11 protein-coding genes and 1 riboswitch are annotated in these 16,343 nt (G+C 69.2%); of the genes, 9 read left to right on the top strand and 2 right to left on the bottom strand.

Features of this window, described 5'->3' with window-relative positions; translation table 11 throughout:
* Nucleotides 1-24 precede the first annotated feature (24 nt).
* The 9 genes from metK to PO78_RS14825 all read left to right on the top strand — a co-directional run bounded on the left by metK (nt 25) and on the right by PO78_RS14825 (nt 13,819).
* Nucleotides 25-1,188, top strand: coding sequence for a methionine adenosyltransferase (gene metK, locus PO78_RS14865; RefSeq protein WP_004315758.1), 1,164 nt, complete (start codon nt 25-27; stop codon nt 1,186-1,188).
* 306 nt (nt 1,189-1,494) lie between these two features.
* Complete coding sequence (locus PO78_RS14860) at nt 1,495-2,568, top strand: calcium/sodium antiporter (RefSeq protein WP_004315759.1); 1,074 nt, start codon at nt 1,495-1,497, stop codon at nt 2,566-2,568.
* Nucleotides 2,569-2,759: 191 nt separating this feature from the next.
* Nucleotides 2,760-2,864, top strand: a riboswitch (S-adenosyl-L-homocysteine riboswitch).
* Between the two features lie 102 nt (nt 2,865-2,966).
* Nucleotides 2,967-4,382: an adenosylhomocysteinase gene (gene ahcY, locus PO78_RS14855; protein WP_043744866.1), complete on the top strand. Its 1,416-nt coding sequence runs from the start codon at nt 2,967-2,969 to the stop codon at nt 4,380-4,382.
* A 90-nt stretch (nt 4,383-4,472) separates the two neighbouring features.
* The gene (locus tag PO78_RS14850; protein ID WP_043744863.1) at nt 4,473-5,330 is read left to right on the top strand and encodes a TlyA family RNA methyltransferase; all 858 of its coding nucleotides are present in this window, start codon (nt 4,473-4,475) and stop codon (nt 5,328-5,330) included.
* The gene (gene metF, locus PO78_RS14845) at nt 5,327-6,160 is read left to right on the top strand and encodes a methylenetetrahydrofolate reductase [NAD(P)H] (protein ID WP_004300233.1); all 834 of its coding nucleotides are present in this window, start codon (nt 5,327-5,329) and stop codon (nt 6,158-6,160) included. The genes PO78_RS14850 and metF overlap by 4 nt, the downstream gene beginning before the upstream one ends.
* A 245-nt stretch (nt 6,161-6,405) precedes the next feature.
* Nucleotides 6,406-8,391 (top strand): TonB-dependent receptor plug domain-containing protein, encoded by a 1,986-nt coding sequence (locus PO78_RS14840; protein WP_144312185.1) that lies wholly within the window; start codon nt 6,406-6,408, stop codon nt 8,389-8,391.
* Between the two features lie 6 nt (nt 8,392-8,397).
* Nucleotides 8,398-8,949, top strand: a complete 552-nt coding sequence (locus PO78_RS14835) for a YfiR family protein (RefSeq protein ID WP_012586174.1) — start codon at nt 8,398-8,400, stop codon at nt 8,947-8,949.
* A complete protein-coding gene (locus tag PO78_RS14830; protein WP_012586175.1) occupies nt 8,946-11,711 on the top strand; it encodes a response regulator in 2,766 nt (921 codons plus the stop codon). The genes PO78_RS14835 and PO78_RS14830 overlap by 4 nt, the downstream gene beginning before the upstream one ends.
* Nucleotides 11,708-13,819, top strand: coding sequence for a putative bifunctional diguanylate cyclase/phosphodiesterase (locus PO78_RS14825; protein WP_043744860.1), 2,112 nt, complete (start codon nt 11,708-11,710; stop codon nt 13,817-13,819). Before PO78_RS14830 ends, PO78_RS14825 begins: the two co-directional genes overlap by 4 nt.
* Here the strand turns inward: PO78_RS14825 and PO78_RS14820 are convergent.
* Both PO78_RS14820 and PO78_RS14815 read right to left on the bottom strand, forming a co-directional pair.
* Nucleotides 13,812-14,327: a YfiR family protein gene (locus tag PO78_RS14820; protein WP_004300241.1), complete on the bottom strand. Its 516-nt coding sequence runs from the start codon at nt 14,325-14,327 to the stop codon at nt 13,812-13,814. The two genes, PO78_RS14825 and PO78_RS14820, sit on opposite strands and share 8 nt — an antisense overlap.
* Nucleotides 14,324-16,339, bottom strand: coding sequence for a TonB-dependent receptor plug domain-containing protein (locus PO78_RS14815; RefSeq protein ID WP_043744858.1), 2,016 nt, complete (start codon nt 16,337-16,339; stop codon nt 14,324-14,326). Before PO78_RS14815 ends, PO78_RS14820 begins: the two co-directional genes overlap by 4 nt.
* Nucleotides 16,340-16,343: the final 4 nt, after the last annotated feature.

Raw genomic sequence — 16,343 nt, 5'->3', positions numbered from 1 at the left:
TTTGTTTTCCAAGGAGCAGCACGAATGGCTGAATTTCTCTTCACCTCCGAATCGGTCTCCGAAGGTCATCCCGACAAGGTCGCCGACCAGGTCTCCGACGGCGTCCTCGACGCCGTGCTGGCCGAAGACCCCAAGGCGCGCGTCGCCTGCGAGACCCTGGTGTCCACCGGCCTGGTGGTGATCTCGGGCGAGATCACCACCACCGCCCACCCCAACTACCGCGAGATCGCGCAGGACGTGATCCGCCGCATCGGCTACGACAACTCCGACATCGGCTTCGACTACAAGAGCTGCGCGGTGCTGGCGGCGATCAACCGCCAGTCGCCCGACATCGCCCAGGGCGTGAACAACGCCAACGACGACCCGCTCGACCAGGGCGCCGGCGACCAGGGCCTGATGTTCGGCTACGCCACCAACGAGACCGCCAGCCTGATGCCGCTGCCGATCCACTACGCTCACCGCGTCATGCAGCGCCAGGCCGAGGTGCGCAAGGATGGCCGCCTGCCCTGGCTGCGCCCGGACGCCAAGAGCCAGCTCACCGTCAAGTACGTCGACGGCAAGCCGGTGGCGATCGACACCGTCGTGGTGTCCACCCAGCACGACCCCGACGTGACCCAGGAGCAGATCCGGGAGGCGGTGATCGAGCTGATCATCAAGCCGGTGCTGCCGCCCGAGCTGATGCAGGGCGACGTGCGCTACCTGGTGAACCCCACCGGCCGCTTCGTGGTCGGCGGCCCGCACGGCGACTGCGGCCTCACCGGGCGCAAGATCATCGTCGACACCTACGGCGGCGCGGCCCACCACGGCGGCGGTGCGTTCTCGGGCAAGGATCCGTCCAAGGTCGACCGCTCGGCCGCCTACGCCGGTCGCTACGTGGCCAAGAACGTGGTCGCCGCCGGCCTCGCCGACCGGTGCGAGGTCCAGGTCGCCTACGCGATCGGTGTGGCGCGCCCGGTTTCGCTGATGGTCAACACCTTCGGCACCGGCAGGATCGCCGACGAGAAGATCGTCGATCTCATCGGCCGGCATTTCGACCTGCGCCCGAAGGCGATCATCCAGACGCTCGACCTGCTGCGCCCGATCTATTCCCGCACCGCCGCCTACGGCCACTTCGGCCGCGACGAGCCGGGCTTCACCTGGGAACAGACCGACAAGGCCGCCGCCCTGCGCGCCGACGCCGGACTCTGAGCCGGAAGCGCCCTCAGGAACGACGCGAGTCGCGATCGGGCGGCGCTGCGGCGCTGGCGCGGGTTCCGAGCGCTGCAATCGCGACTTGCGTCGCTCCTGCGCAGGTCAGCCACGCTCGGGAATGCGCGCGCGGGAACGCCGCGAGTCGCGCTCGGGCGGCGCTGCGGCGCTGGCGCGGGTTCCGGGCGCTGCAATCGCGACTTGCGTCGCTCCTGCGCAGAACCGCCGCGCGTCCGTCCCGGTAGAATCCGGAACTCGCGGACGCCCGCCCCGGTCTCTGCCCCACCACGTCGCCCAGAGTCGCCCATGCTCCAACAAGTACTGATGTTCGCCCTCGGCCTCACCGTCCTCGTTGTCGGTGCGGACGTCCTCGTACGTGGCGCCTCGCGGCTGGCGGTCTCCTTCGGCGTTTCGCCGCTCGTCGTCGGCCTCACCGTGGTCGCCTTCGGCACCAGCGCGCCGGAGATGGCGGTATCGGTGGGCTCGGCGCTCGCCGGCAGCCCCGACCTCGCGCTCGGCAACGTGGTCGGCAGCAACATCTGCAACGTGCTGCTGATCCTCGGCATCTCGGCGCTGATCACCCCGCTGCTGGTGGACGAGCAGATCATCCGCCAGGAGATCCCGATCATGATCGGCGTGTCGGCCCTGCTGGTGGTGATGGCGCTCGACGGCCATCTGGGCCTGGTCGAGTCGATCGTGCTGTTCGCCCTGGTGATCGCCTACACGGTGTTCCTGATCGTGCAGTCGCGGCGCGCCTCCAAGGCGGTGCAGGAGGAGTTCGGCACCGACCTCCCCACCTCCGCCTGGGACCGCCACTGGGCGGTGCAGGTCGGGCTGATCGCGACCGGACTGGTGATGCTGATCGTCGGCGCCGACTGGTTGGTGGAAGCGGCGGTGGCCTTCGCGCGCGCCTTCGGGGTCAGCGACCTGGTGGTGGGCCTCACCGTGGTCGCGGTGGGCACCTCGATGCCCGAGATCGCCACCTCCATCGTCGCCGCGATGCGCGGCCAGCGCGACATCGCGGTGGGCAACGTGGTCGGCAGCAACATCTTCAACATCCTCGCCGTGCTCGGTGCCTCGGGCATCGCCTCGGGCACCGGCCTGCCGGTGTCGGAGGCGGCGCGCAACTTCGACCTCTGGGTGATGCTCGCGGTGGCCTTCGCCTGCCTGCCGATCATGATCACCGGACGCGAGATCGCGCGCTGGGAGGGCGGCGTGTTCCTCGCCTACTACGCCGCCTACACCGCCTGGCTGGTGCTGCAGGCCCAGCAGCACACCAGCCTGCCGGCCTTCTCGGGGATCATGCTGGGCTACGTGATGCCGCTCACGGTGATCACCGTCGTGGTCAGCATCGTGCGCAGCAACGGCAGGCGCGCATAGGCGGGGCGATCGGCTGCGTGCCTCGCATGCCGGGCCGCCTGATCGCGACTGGCGTCGCTCCTGCGAGAACCGGCGGCGACCGGGGCCGGATGTGGGAGCGACGCCAGTCGCGATCCCCGCGATCGTGATGCCCGCGGCAGCAACCGACCCCTCGAGTCCACGCCCGCCTGCCGCTTTGGTATCATTCGCTTGTTTCCGAGGAGCGCTGCGAGGCGCCGGCCGCATCCGCTGCTGCCAGGCCCCCAGGCTCGGACCCCGCCCTGCGGCGGGTATCAGTACAACGGCGCTCACCTGCGAATCGTCTTCAACCCTGCCGGGTTCGGGATGTCGGGTGAGCCGCCTGCAGCGACATGCTGCCCTCCCCCCGCTTTCCGCCCGGCCATAGCATGGAGCTTCACATGAACGCCGTGGCTGACACCCAATTCACCGATTTCGTCGTCGCCGACCTGTCGCTTGCCGACTGGGGCCGCAAGGAAATCCGCATCGCCGAGACCGAGATGCCCGGTCTGATGGCGATCCGCGAGGAATACGCCGCCAGCCAGCCGCTGAAGGGCGCACGCATCACCGGCTCGCTGCACATGACCATCCAGACCGCGGTGCTGATCGAGACGCTGACCGCGCTCGGCGCCCAGGTGCGCTGGGCCTCGTGCAACATCTTCTCGACCCAGGACCACGCCGCCGCGGCCATCGCCGCCGACGGCATCCCGGTATTCGCGGTCAAGGGCGAGTCGCTGAAGGACTACTGGGACTATACCCACCGCATCTTCGAATGGTCGGACGGGGGTTACAGCAACATGATCCTCGACGACGGCGGCGACGCCACGCTGCTGCTGCACCTGGGCGCGCGCGCGGAGCAGGACCTCTCGGTGCTGGCCAAGCCGGGCTCGGAAGAGGAGACCATCCTCTTTGCCGCGATCAAGGCCAAGCTCGCCACCGCCCCCACCTGGTACTCGACGCGGCTGGCGCACATCAAGGGCGTGACCGAGGAGACCACCACCGGCGTGCATCGCCTGTACCAGATGCACGCGCGCAGCGAGCTCAGGTTCCCGGCGATCAACGTCAACGATTCGGTCACCAAGTCGAAGTTCGACAACCTCTACGGCTGCCGCGAATCGCTGGTCGACGGCATCAAGCGCGCCACCGACGTGATGATCGCCGGCAAGGTCGCGGTGGTGGCCGGCTACGGTGACGTGGGCAAGGGCTCGGCCCAGGCCCTGCGCGCGCTGTCGGCCCAGGTGTGGGTGACCGAGGTCGACCCGATCTGCGCGCTGCAGGCGGCGATGGAAGGCTACCGCGTGGTCACGATGGAATACGCCGCCGACAAGGCCGACATCTTCGTCACCGCGACCGGCAACTACCACGTGATCACCCACGACCACATGGCTAAGATGAAGGACCAGGCCATCGTCTGCAACATCGGCCACTTCGACAACGAGATCGACGTCGCCAGCATCGAGCAGTACCAGTGGGAGGAGATCAAGCCGCAGGTCGATCACGTGATCTTCCCCGACGGCAAGAGGATCATCCTGCTCGCCAAGGGCCGCCTGGTGAACCTCGGCTGCGCCACCGGCCACCCGAGCTACGTGATGTCGAGCTCCTTCGCCAACCAGACGATCGCACAGATCGAGCTGTTCACCCGCACGGCCGACTACCCGATCGGCGTGTACACCCTGCCCAAGCACCTCGACGAGAAGGTCGCCCGCCTGCAGCTGAAGAAGCTCAACGTGCAACTCACCGAGCTGACCGACGCGCAGGCCGCCTACATCGGCGTGCCCAAGCAAGGCCCGTACAAGTCGGACGCGTACCGCTACTGAGCCCGGGGGCGGCGCAGCCCCCGGCAGGAGCGCCTTCCGGCGCTCCTGTACAAAGGCTTTTCACGCCTCACCCCCTGACTCCTCACGCCCATGAGCATGAACTCCTTCCACGCCCGCCAGGGCAAGCCGCGGCCGGCCGCGCAGGGCAAGGGCCCGGCGGACCGCCACGGCCTGCTGCGCGTCGACCAGCTGCTGGTGGCGCAGGGGCTGGCGGCCTCGCGCACCGCGGCGCGCGCGCTGATCGAGGCCGGGCGGGTGAGCCACGAGGGCCAGCCGGTCGCCAAGCCGGCGCTGGAATTGCCGCCCGACGCACGGCTCGCCGTCACCCCCGCCGACAGCGACCGCTTCGTCTCGCGCGGCGCGCTCAAGCTCGAAGGCGCGCTCGCGCGCAGCGGGCTGGACGTACGCGGCGCCACCTGCCTCGACATCGGCCAATCCACCGGCGGCTTCACCGACTGCCTGTTGCAGGCCGGCGCAGCGAGGGTGGTCGGGGTGGAGGTCGGCCACGACCAGCTCCATCCGCGCCTGCGCGCCGATGGGCGCTGCGTCACCCTGGAGGGCGTCAACGCCCGCCAGCTCGACGCCGCCGCGCTCGGCGGACACTACCCGCCGCACGGCTTCGACCTGCTGGTGTGCGACGCCAGCTTCATCTCGCTCGCCCTGCTGCTGCCGCAGTGGGCCGCGCTGCTCGCACCCGCCGGCCACGTGCTGGCGCTGGTCAAGCCGCAGTTCGAGGTCGGCCCGCAAGGCCTGGGCAAGGGCGGCATCGTGCGCGACCCCGCGCGCTACACCGAGGTCGAGGCCCGCCTGCGCGCCGCAGCGGACGCCGCCGGCCTCGTCATCCTCGACTGGTTCGACTCGCCGATCACCGGCGGCGACGGCAACCGCGAATTCTTCTTCCACGCCATCCGCAGGCCGGGCGGCGACACCCACCGAAGCGAACCATGAAACCCGAAATCTCCATCGAGTTCTTCCCGCCCACCACGGCCGAGGGCGCCGAGAAGCTGCATGCCACCCGGGAGAAGCTCGCCGCGCTCGAGCCGGCCTTCTTCTCGGTGACCTACGGCGCCGGCGGCTCCACCCGCGAGCGCACCTTCGCGACCGTGAAGGAGATCGCCGCTGCCGGCCACGAGGCCGCGCCACACCTGTCCTGCGTGGGCTCGTCGCGCGACAGCATCCGCGAGATCCTGCAGGAATACGCCGCCGCCGGCATCCGCCGCATCGTCGCGCTGCGCGGCGATCTGCCCTCGGGCGCCGGCGCGGCGGGCGAGTTCCGCTACGCCAGCGAGCTCGTCGAGTTCATCCGCAGCGAGACGGGCGACCGCTTCCGCATCGAGGTCGCAGCCTACCCCGAGTGGCACCCGCAGGCGAAGAGCCCGAAGGACGACCTCGCCGCCTTCAAGCGCAAGGTCGAGGCCGGCGCCGACTCGGCGATCACGCAGTATTTCTACAACCTCGACGCCTACCTGAACTTCGTCGACGCGGTGCGCAGGATGGGCGTCGACGTGCCGATCGTGCCCGGCATCATGCCGATCGGCAGCTTCAGCAAGCTGGCGCGCTTCTCGGATGCCTGCGGCGCCGAGATCCCGCGCTGGATGCGCAAGACCTTCGAGAGCTACGGCGACGACAGCGACGCGATCCGCGCCTTCGGCCTCGACGTGGTCACCCGGCTGTGCGAGAAGCTGCTCGCCGCGGGCGCGCCCGGCCTGCATTTCTACAGCATGAACATGGCCGGCCCGACCACCGAGATCTGCCGGCGGCTGGGGCTGACTGCCTGATCTCCCGGCAATCCTGGACGGGATCGTAAGGTGGGTGTGACGTATGCGGCTCAAGCCCCTGTGGCGTATGCCGTATAGTCCTTCGATCAGCACATCTTCTTCCGCCCCACGCCTCGTGCTGGCGGCCAGGATCCGCCACCATGTATTTCGCGCCTTTCTCCTCCGGTCCTGCCCAAGGCATTGATCGGTGCGTGGCTGGCGCGGACCTCTGCATATCTGCCCGGCGCCAACTGGCCCGGCTGCTGTTGACCGGCGCCCTCGCGCTGCCCTTCGCCGCGGCAGCCGAGGCGCCCCCTGATCTGAGCCTGGAGCAGTTGATTGCGCTTCCGGTGGAGAGCGCGGCAGAGTACGAGCGGGTCGCGGTGGTCGGCGCCTCAAAATACGAGCAGACGAAGGACCGCGTTGCCGCCGCCGTCACCGCGATCACCCGCGACGAGATCCGCAGCTTCGGCTGGCGCACGCTCGACGAGGCGCTCGCCACCCTCCCCGGCGTGCATACCACCTACGACCGCCAGTATTCCTACGTCGGCGTGCGCGGCTTCGGTCTCGCCGGCGACTACATGACGCGCGTGCTGGTCACCATCGACGGCGTGCGCGTCAACGAGCCGATGTACGACGGCGCCCCTTTCGGTCGCATGCTGCCGCTCGACATGGACCTGGTCGAGCGCATCGAATTCATCCCCGGCCCGGGCGGCGCGATCTATGGCCAGAACGCCATGTTCGGCGTCGTCAATGTGATCACCCGCAAGGGTGCGGCACTCGACGGAGGAGAGTTCTCGGCTTCGTGGCAGTGGCCGCAGGCGACGCGCAAGGCGCGGGCGAGCTGGGGCAAGCGCCTCGACAACGAGCTCGAGCTGCTGGTCTCGGCCACCGTCCTGCGCAGCGACGGCGACGACCTGTGGATGGACTTCGGCAATGGCGACAGCGCTACGGTGCGCGGCCAGGACGGCGAGCGCGACCAGGAGTTCAACCTCAGCGCGAGCCGCGGCCCGTGGTCCTTCGGGCTCGCGCACGGCGACCGCCGCAAGGACGACCCCACCGGCGTGTTCGGCACCGACGCCTTCGCCTCGGGCACCTTCCAGGGCGACCGCTACACCGTCGCCCACCTCGGCTACGGTGCCACGCTCACCGACACCTTGTCGCTGTCGGCGCGCGCCTTCGCCGGCGACTACCGCTACGAGAGCACCCTGATGTATGACGGCGAGGGCTACGAGTACCCCGCCTCCGCCGCCTGGCACGGCGCCGAGCTGCAGCTCGTGTCGACCGCCGTGGCCGGCCATACGCTCCTGTTGGGTACGGAATACCAGCGCAACCAGCGCATCGACCAGAACATCGTCCATCCGGACATCGGCTACCTCCTGCGCGACCGCCGTGACGGTTACCGCGCGGGACTCTTCGTGCAGGACGAATGGCAGATCACCGACGCTTTCGCCAGCACGCTCGGCCTGCGCGCCGACCACAATGACCTCACCGGCACCGAGTTCAGCCCGCGCGCTGGCCTGATCTGGAATGCCGGCAAGCACAACACGCTCAAGCTGCTGTACGGTCGTGCCCACCGCGCGCCCAACGCCTACCAGATGTACTACGACGATGCCTACCTCATCGAGGATGGCACGATCGGGGCCTGCCAACGCGCCAACCCGAGCCTGGGTGGCGAAGTGGTCGAAACCACCGAGCTGGTGCTCGACCATATCGCCTCGGCCAACCTGCACCTGCGCGCCTCCCTCTACCGCTGGAAGATCGACGACCTGATCAATCTTGTCGCCGACGCCGATAGCGTCGGCCAATATCAGGCCGTCGGCAGCGTCGAGAGCCGTGGCCTGGAGCTCTCCGCCGACCACACCTGGCGCAACGGCGCCCGCCTGCGCGGCAACCTGTCCTTCCAGCACGCCACCGGCGCGGCGGGCGAGCGCGTGGAGAACTCGCCGCGCATGCTCGGCCGGATGAACTTCTCCACTCCGCTGGCAAATCTGCCACTGCGCATGGGCGTGGAGTTCGCCTACGACAGCAAGCGCCGCAGCCCGGCGGGCAACACGGTCGACGCGTACTGGCGTTCGAACCTGCACCTGGTGGCCGAGCGCTGGATCCAGGGCGCCGAGGTGTCACTGAGTGTGATGAACCTGTTCGACGAAGACTACGCCCATCCGAGTGGCGGCGCGCCCATCCACACCATGGACCGCATCGCCCAGGACGGCCGCAGCCTGCGGGTCAAGTTCGACTACCGCTTCTGACCCAGCATGCTCTCACTTTCCATCCGCCCGCCACGACGCCGGCTGCGAGCGTTCATCCTCGGGGCGCTGCTGGCTGGCGTGGCGAACCTCGCACATGCGGGCGACATCACCGCCGAAGAGTACAGGGTCAAGGCATCCTTCCTGTTCAACTTCGCCGCCTTCACCTTCTGGCCGGAGGGTGGAGGTGAAACCCTGTCGATCTGCGTCTATGGTGGCGACCCGTTCGGCTCGCATCTCGACGCGCTCATGGACCGCAAGGTGGGCGAACGCAGCGTGCGCGTACGGCGTGTGGGCAGCGTCGACGCCCTCGTGGACTGCCAGCTCGTGTTCGTCCCCCGACAGATGATCGGCAACCTGGGCCGGGTGCTCGACGGCGTGGACGGCCAGCCCGTCCTCACCGTGGCCGACAGCCCGGGCGCCCTGGCGAGCGGCGTGGTGTTGAACATGGACAGCAGCGCAGGTCAGATCCGCTTTTCTGTCAACCTCGCGGCGGCCCGCCGCCAGGGGCTCGGGCTCAGCTCGAAGCTCCTCAATCTGGCCACCGAAATCAAGCGATGAAGATGTCCCACGACGAAGACGACAACCGCATCACCCTCGGCGAAAAGCTGCGCCGCGTAAGCCAGCGCGCGCTCGGCGCCGCGGTGGCGATGCTCGCGGTGGCGATCACCCTCGGTAGCTTCTTGATCAGCACGCTCGCGCTCGAGAGCAATACTCGGGTGATGGCGCGGGTGCTTGCCGACAATGCCGCCGCCGGCCTGATGTTCCTCGACCACGACGCCGCCACGCGCGTGCTCGCGACCCTGGAGCGCCTGCCGGACGTACGCGGCGCAGCGATCTTCGATGTATCCGGAGCCCCTTTTGCGCGTTACGGCAAGTTCATCGAACAAGGCCGGGAGACGGTGGACTTTTCGGCCGAGCACGCGCACTTCAGCTTCGAGACACTGCACCTGACCCAGCCGATCGTCGAGGGCGGGAACGTGGTCGGGGTGCTCGACCTCGACCTCGATCTGCGTCCGCTCTACCTCCAGGTGCTCGCCCACGGCTCGATTACGGTGCTCGCCGCGGCGATCGCGCTGCTGCTCGCCACCCACACGCTGCGCCGGCTCAACCGCGCGGTGTTGCAGCCACTGTCGACCCTGTCTGCGCTGATGGAGCGCGTCGCCCACACCGAGGACTACAGCGCGCGCGCCGAACCCAGCCGTATCATCGAGCTCGATTCCCTCGCCAGTGGCTTCAACCGCATGCTCGGCCAGATCGCCGAGCGCGATGCACGCCTGGCAAGCCATCGCGACCACCTCGAGGACGAGGTCGCCACACGCACCGAGGAGCTCCTGCGCGCCAAGGAGGCCGCAGAGGCTGCCAGCCAGGCCAAGAGCGACTTCCTCGCGACCATGAGCCACGAGATCCGCACGCCGATGAACGGGGTGCTCGGCATGACCGAGCTGCTCCTCGACAGCGGCCTCAACCACGAGCAACGCCACTTCGCCGAGGCGGTCGAGAACTCCGGTCGCCACCTGCTGGGCATCATCAACGACATCCTCGACTTCTCGAAGATCGAATCCGGCCACCTCGAGCTCGAAGCGGTGGAGTTCGAGCTCGGCGACCTGCTCGAGGACACGCTGGCGATGTTCGCCCAGCCAGCCGAGAAGAAGCGCCTGGAGCTGATCGCCGACCTGCCCCCCGAGGTGCGGCGCTGCGTGCGCGGCGACCCCTTCCGCCTGCGCCAGATCGTCGGCAACCTGGCCAACAATGCGATCAAGTTCACCGAGCGTGGCGAGGTCGTGGTGCGTGCCCGTCTGCTCGGCGAGGGCACTGACGGCTATCGCCTGCGCATCAGCGTCGAGGACACCGGGATCGGCATCCCGCCCCATGCGCAGCAGAAGATCTTCGAGCAGTTCTCCCAGCTCGACGGCTCCACCACCCGCCAGTTTGGCGGCACCGGCCTCGGCCTGGCGATCTGCCGCCGCCTGGTGGGCCTGATGGGCGGCGAGATCGGTGTCGACAGCCGGCCCGGAGCGGGCGCCTGCTTCCATATCGACCTGTGCCTGCCGGCGGGGCAAAGCACCGCCGAAGCCCTGCGCTGCGACGTCGCGCTCGAGCGTGTGCACGCCCTCGTCGTGGATGACAATGCCACCAACCGCGAGATCCTGCTGCGCCAGCTCCACGGCTGGGGCATGCAGGTGGAATGCTCTGCCGACGGCGCGGGCGCGCTGGATCGGCTCGCACGCGCCGCCACGGCCGGCGAGGGTTTCGAGCTCGCCGTACTCGACATGCACATGCCGCACATGGACGGCTTGCAGCTGGCCACCGCGATCCGCGCCAACCCGGCGCTCGCCGGCGTGCGCCTGGTGGTGCTGACATCGAGCTACTCCAGCGCCAGCGTGCGCGAGCGCGAACGCGCCGGCATCCTGCGCTGCGTGCACAAGCCGATCCGCCAGGCCGAGCTGTTCGAGGTTCTATGCAGCGCATTGCGCGCTGTGGACGCAGTGCCAGCGGCCACCGCAGTTGCGGACGAGTGGCGACCGACGCGCGGCGGGCGCGTGCTGCTGGCCGAGGACAACCCGGTGAACCAGCAGGTCGGCCTCGCAATGCTCGCCAAGCTCGGCATCGCGGTTCGTGTCGCCAACGACGGCGAAGAGGCAGTGAAGCTGGCTGCGACCGAAGCCTTCGACCTGATCCTGATGGACTGCCACATGCCGGTGCTGGACGGCTACGAGGCGAGCGCGGCAATCCGCGCATCGGAGCACGCACCGCGCGTACCGATCGTCGCGCTCACCGCCAACGTCATGGAAGGCAACCGCGAACGCTGCCTGGCGGCCGGCATGGACGATTTTCTCGCCAAGCCCTACGCGCTCGAGCAGCTCCAATCCACCCTGCAGCGCTGGATGGCGGCAACGCCCGCGAGCGCGCCGGCGACGCCTTGCGACGCCGCGACCGAAGCCGAGGCGACCGAGGTGACAGAGGCGGCGATCGATCGGACCTTCATCGAGCAGTTCCGCGAGCTCGACCCCGACGGCGGCATGGCACTCGCCGCGCGCATCCTCCGCGTCTATGCCGAGAGCAGCGCCCCCCCCTTCGCCGAGATCGAGCGCGCCACCGCCGCCGGCGACGCCGCGGGACTGCGTCGCGCCGCGCACAGCCTCAAGTCGAGCGCGGGGAACGTCGGCGCCAGACGCCTCGCGGCCCTCCTCAAGGACTTCGAGAGCCTCGGCAAGGACGGCCGGATCGACGACGCGCGCGCCGGCCTCGCCGCGCTGCGCACCGAGCATGCGCGCACGCTCGACGCCATCCATGCCCTGATCGAGGAGTTCGGTCGATGAGCTCGACTCGCATCCTGGTCGCCGACGACGATCCGACCGCACGCCTGCTGATGCAAGCCGCGCTCGGCAAGAGCGGCTTCGAGGTCGCCGTCGCCGAGGATGGCGAGGAGGCCTTGCAGGCCTTCGCGCACGCCACCTTCGACATGGTGCTGCTCGACGTGGAAATGCCGCGCCTGGACGGCTACGCGGTCTGCCGCGAGCTGCGCCGCCGCTGTGGCGACGCGCTGCCGATCCTGATGGTCACCGGCATGGACGACACCGCATCGATCGAGGCCGCCTTCGAGGCCGGCGCGACCGACTTCGTCGCCAAGCCGATCAGCTGGCCGCTTCTTGGCCACCGCGTCCGCTACGTGCTGCGCGCCACCCGCGCCGCCACCGCGCTGCGCATGGCCAACGCGCGCAACGCGGCCATGCTCGACGCCTTCCCCGACACCCTGCTGCGCCTCGACGCGGCCGACCGCATCGTCGAGCTGCGCGCAGCCCCGACGGGCGTGCCCAGCTGCTGCATGCCGGCGGTCGGCCAGACCCTGGCCGAAGCCTATCCGCACGAGGTGGCGACGCTGCTCGCGCAAGCGCTCGACGAGGCCCGCCGCAGCCGGCAGCCGAGCACGGTGGATTTTCCTCTCGCGTGTCGGACCGGACGCCCCTGCCACCAGGAAGCACGGGTGAGCGCAATCGACGACGGCGAGGCCCTCTGCCTGCTGCGCGACATCACCGAGCGCAAGGAGTATGAGACCCGCATCCACCACCTCGCCTATTTCGACAGCCTGACCGGGCTGGCGAACCGGCGCAGCTTCCTGGAGCGGCTCGAGCGCGAGATCCGCCGCGCCCTTCAGAACAAGTGGCGCCTGGCCGTGCTCTTCCTTGATCTGGACCGTTTCAAGAGCATCAACGACACCCTCGGCCACGCTGCAGGGGACGCCCTGCTGCAGCAGGCCGCCGAGCGCCTGCGTGCGATCACCCGCCCGGGCGACATCGTGGCGCACGACACTGATCGCATGGGCACGGCCGAATTCGCTCGCCTCGGCGGCGACGAATTCACCATGCTGCTGCCGACGATCTCCCGACCGGACGACGCGCTGGCGATCGCCGAGCGCATCCGCGCCAGCATATGCGCTCCATTCGCGATCGAGGGCCAGGAGCTCTGCGTCACCACCAGCGTCGGCATCGCCGTCTTCCCGGACGACGGCGAGGACGCCGCCACGCTGATCAAGCACGCCGACATCGCGATGTACGACGCCAAGGCCAACGGACGCAACGGCTGCCGCTACTACAACCCTGCGCTGACCGCGGAGGCGGTGCATCGCGTGGAACTCGAGGCCGGGCTTCGCCGCGCGCTCGCCCACGACGAGCTCGTGCTGATGTACCAGCCGCAGGTGGAGGTGCGCGACGGCAGTATCGCCACCGTCGAGGCCCTGGTGCGCTGGCAGACGCCCGACGGCAGGCTGGTGCCGCCGCTCGAGTTCATCCCCTTCGCCGAGGAATGCGGCCTGATCGACGCCATCGGCTCCTGGGTGCTGCGTCACGCCTGCCATGACGCAGCACAATGGCAGCGCCGCGGGCTCGACCTGCGCGTCGCGGTCAATCTGTCGCCGGTGCAGTTCCGCGCCAGCGGGCTGCTCGACAGGATCCGCGAGGCCCTCGCCGACAGTGACCTGCCCGCCGAACGGCTGGAGCTCGAGATCACCGAGAGTGCGCTGATGGCCGACGATGCCGACACCCATGCCACGCTGGCCGCACTGCGCACGCTCGGGATCGGCATCGCACTCGACGACTTCGGCACCGGGTACTCGTCACTGAGCTGCCTCAAGCGCCTGCCGCTGGACAAGCTGAAGATCGACCGCAGCTTCGTCAGCGGCCTGCCCGACGACGTCGACAACCACGCGATCGTGCGCGCGATCGTCGCGCTCGCACGTCACCTGGGCTTCCGCATCACGGCCGAGGGCGTCGAGACCGCGGCGCAGGCCGAGCTGCTCGGCGAGCTCGAGGCCGACAGCCTGCAGGGCTACCTGTTCAGCCGCGCGGTGCCGGCCGCGGAGCTCGAAGCGCTGGCCTCGCGCAGGTGGCCGCCGGCGCGCGGCACCCAGTTCCGCATCGACTTCAGTTGAGCGGCTGGCGCAGGTTGCGCGCGAGCCCGAGCAGCGCCGCGCTGGGCTTGAGCCCGGCACGGCGGCTGCGCTCGACATCGATCTCGAAGGCCAGGCGCCGACCCTCGGGCACGATCACCACCGCGACCGGTTGCGGCTGCGTTGCGTCGGTCACGGTCAGCACCGGCGCATCGCCGAGCAAGGCTGCGATGTGTGGCAGGCTGGGCGCCTCGTCCCTGCCGACGTAAAGCAGGTCGCAGTCACGGATCGCGGTCAGCGCACCAAGCCGCGCCACCGCCACGCTGCGCCCATGCACGGACTTGCCCTGCAGCCGGCGCATCGCCTCGGCCACGCCGTCGTCCCCATAGACGCAGAAGTTGAAGCTCGCGCGCGTCGCCGGCGGCCACTGCGTGAGCACGGCGAAGTTGTAGGCGTAGGTGGCCTTGAGGTCGAACTCGGGCAACGCCTGTGCGAGCACGCCCTGCGAAGTCGCCAGCGCGAGCCCGAAAAACAGGTTGCGTGCGCTCATAGCGCGTACCCGACCTGCAGCCAGACGCTGCGCCCGTCCATGCGCAGGCCGTCCTGTGCCACGTCACCGGGCCGCCAGTCGAAGCCCGACACGGTCTCGTAGTCACGATCGAACAGGTTGCGCACGCTCAGCGAGGCCGACAGGCCATGCCAGTCGCGCTCGGTGGACAGGGTCAGATTGGAAAGCGTCACCCCGCCCAGCATGCGCCGCTCGCGGGTCAGGCGCGGGCCGAGATATTGCGTCTCGAGGCCGGCACGCAGCGCCTCGCCCGGCAGCAGGAAGGTGAAGGCGAGCTTGCCGAGCAGGTCGGGCGAGTTGACCGCGTCGCGCCCGAACACATCGCGCGAGCGCTGCCAGGCCACGCTGGCGCGCGCACGCGCCCCGCGCTCCCAGGCATGCTCGATCTCGGTCTCGACGCCGCGCGCGCGGCTGCTTCCCTCGGGAACCTCGTCCCCGTCCGCGTTCTCGATCGGCAGGTCGCTGCGCCGGTAGCGGTACAGGGAGCCAGTGAAGCGCGTGTGCGGCGCGAGCTGGCGCTGCAGCACGAGCTCGGTGGCGGCGACGTACTCGGGGACGGCCGTGTCGTCGGACGTCCACCGATCGTTGGCGTTGGGCATCTTGAAGGCCTCGCTGTACGAAGCCTTCCAGGTCGTCGCCGGATCCTGCTGCCAGATCAACGCGGCACGCGGGCTGAGGTTGCCGTCGAGATCGTCGGCGTCGTCGTGACGCACGCCCAGGTTGAGCGTCCACTGCTGGTTCAGCCGGTAGTCGTCGGCGACGTAGAGACTGAAGGTGCGGCGCGAAAGCTCGCCGTCGTCACGATCCGTGACTTCGCCAGCGGGCGAGAGGAAGCGGCGGTGGAAGGACTGGCGGTGGTCGTCGCGCAGCTCCGCGCCGAACACCAGCGTGTGGTCGACGAACCAGCGCCCGACGAACTTCTGGTCGAAGCGCCACCACGCGCCGTGGTAGTCGCGCACGCCGTACTTCTCGCCGTCGTCGTACTCGCCGTCCTCGTCGAGGGCGTATTCGCGCTGGTTCCAGTAGGCGTAGCGTCCCAACATCAGACTGGACGAGGAATACAGCTGCAGACCGAGGTCGGTCTCGTGGCGCACCCCGAGGAAGGCGCTCTCGTCGCGCGTCGGGAACGGCGTGTTGAAGGCGGTGTATGCGGAGGGGTTCGTGGGTACGCTCTTCTCGCGCTCCACCCACGCCGCCTGAACGGTCCAGCCCGACCACGACAGCTTTCCGAACACCCGCTGGTTACGCTCGCCGTCGAGCCCCTCGGCCACGCCGAAGTTGGTCGCGGGCGTGTCGTAGGCGGGGAAGTACAGGTTGCGGCCATCGACGTCGAGCGTCGAGGCCGAGAGCAGGACCTCGGCGCCGTTGTTGAAATGCTTGCCCCAGGTGGCGCGCTGGCGGCTGGCGCCGCGGCTGGAGATCTCCGCCGACACGCGCGCACCGTCGAAGTCGCGCCCGCGCCGGGTGACGACATTGAGGATGCCGAGCAGCGCGTTGTTGCCGTAGGTCACCGAGCCGGTTCCCGGCACGTACTCGACGCGATCGACCAGTTCCAGGTCGATCAGGCCGGATTCGTCGATGTAGGCCTGGTCGAAGAGGTTGTCCTGCACCGCGTAGCCGTCGATCAGCAGCATCACGCGGCCGGCGTAGTCCTCGACGTCGCCGAAGCTGCGCCCGCCCATGTAGTGGTAGGTGCGCTCGTCGGTGGTGTAGAGGCCGCGCATGCCGTTGATGACGTCGGCGAGCGTGCGGTAGCCGTAGGCGCGGATGTCGTCGGCGGTGACGATCGCCACCGCCGCGGGCGAGTCGCTCACCTGGCGTGCGAGCCGCGACGCGGACACGAAATCGCGCAGCAGCAACTCATCGAAGGGCAGCGCGGTCAGGTCGTCCTGCGCGGCGCCAGCCTCGGGCGGGAACGCGAGCAGCACGCCGAGGCCCAGCACGGCCAGCTTCAACCGACGAGGATCCACGACCTTTTCAGCTCCCCACTCCATTCCT

It is taken from the genome of Thauera sp. SWB20 (assembly GCF_000831325.1).
GTDB lineage: Bacteria > Pseudomonadota > Gammaproteobacteria > Burkholderiales > Rhodocyclaceae > Thauera > Thauera aminoaromatica.
The sequence above is the reverse complement of the archived record's forward strand: the minus strand, read 5'-3'. Positions and strand labels throughout refer to the sequence as shown.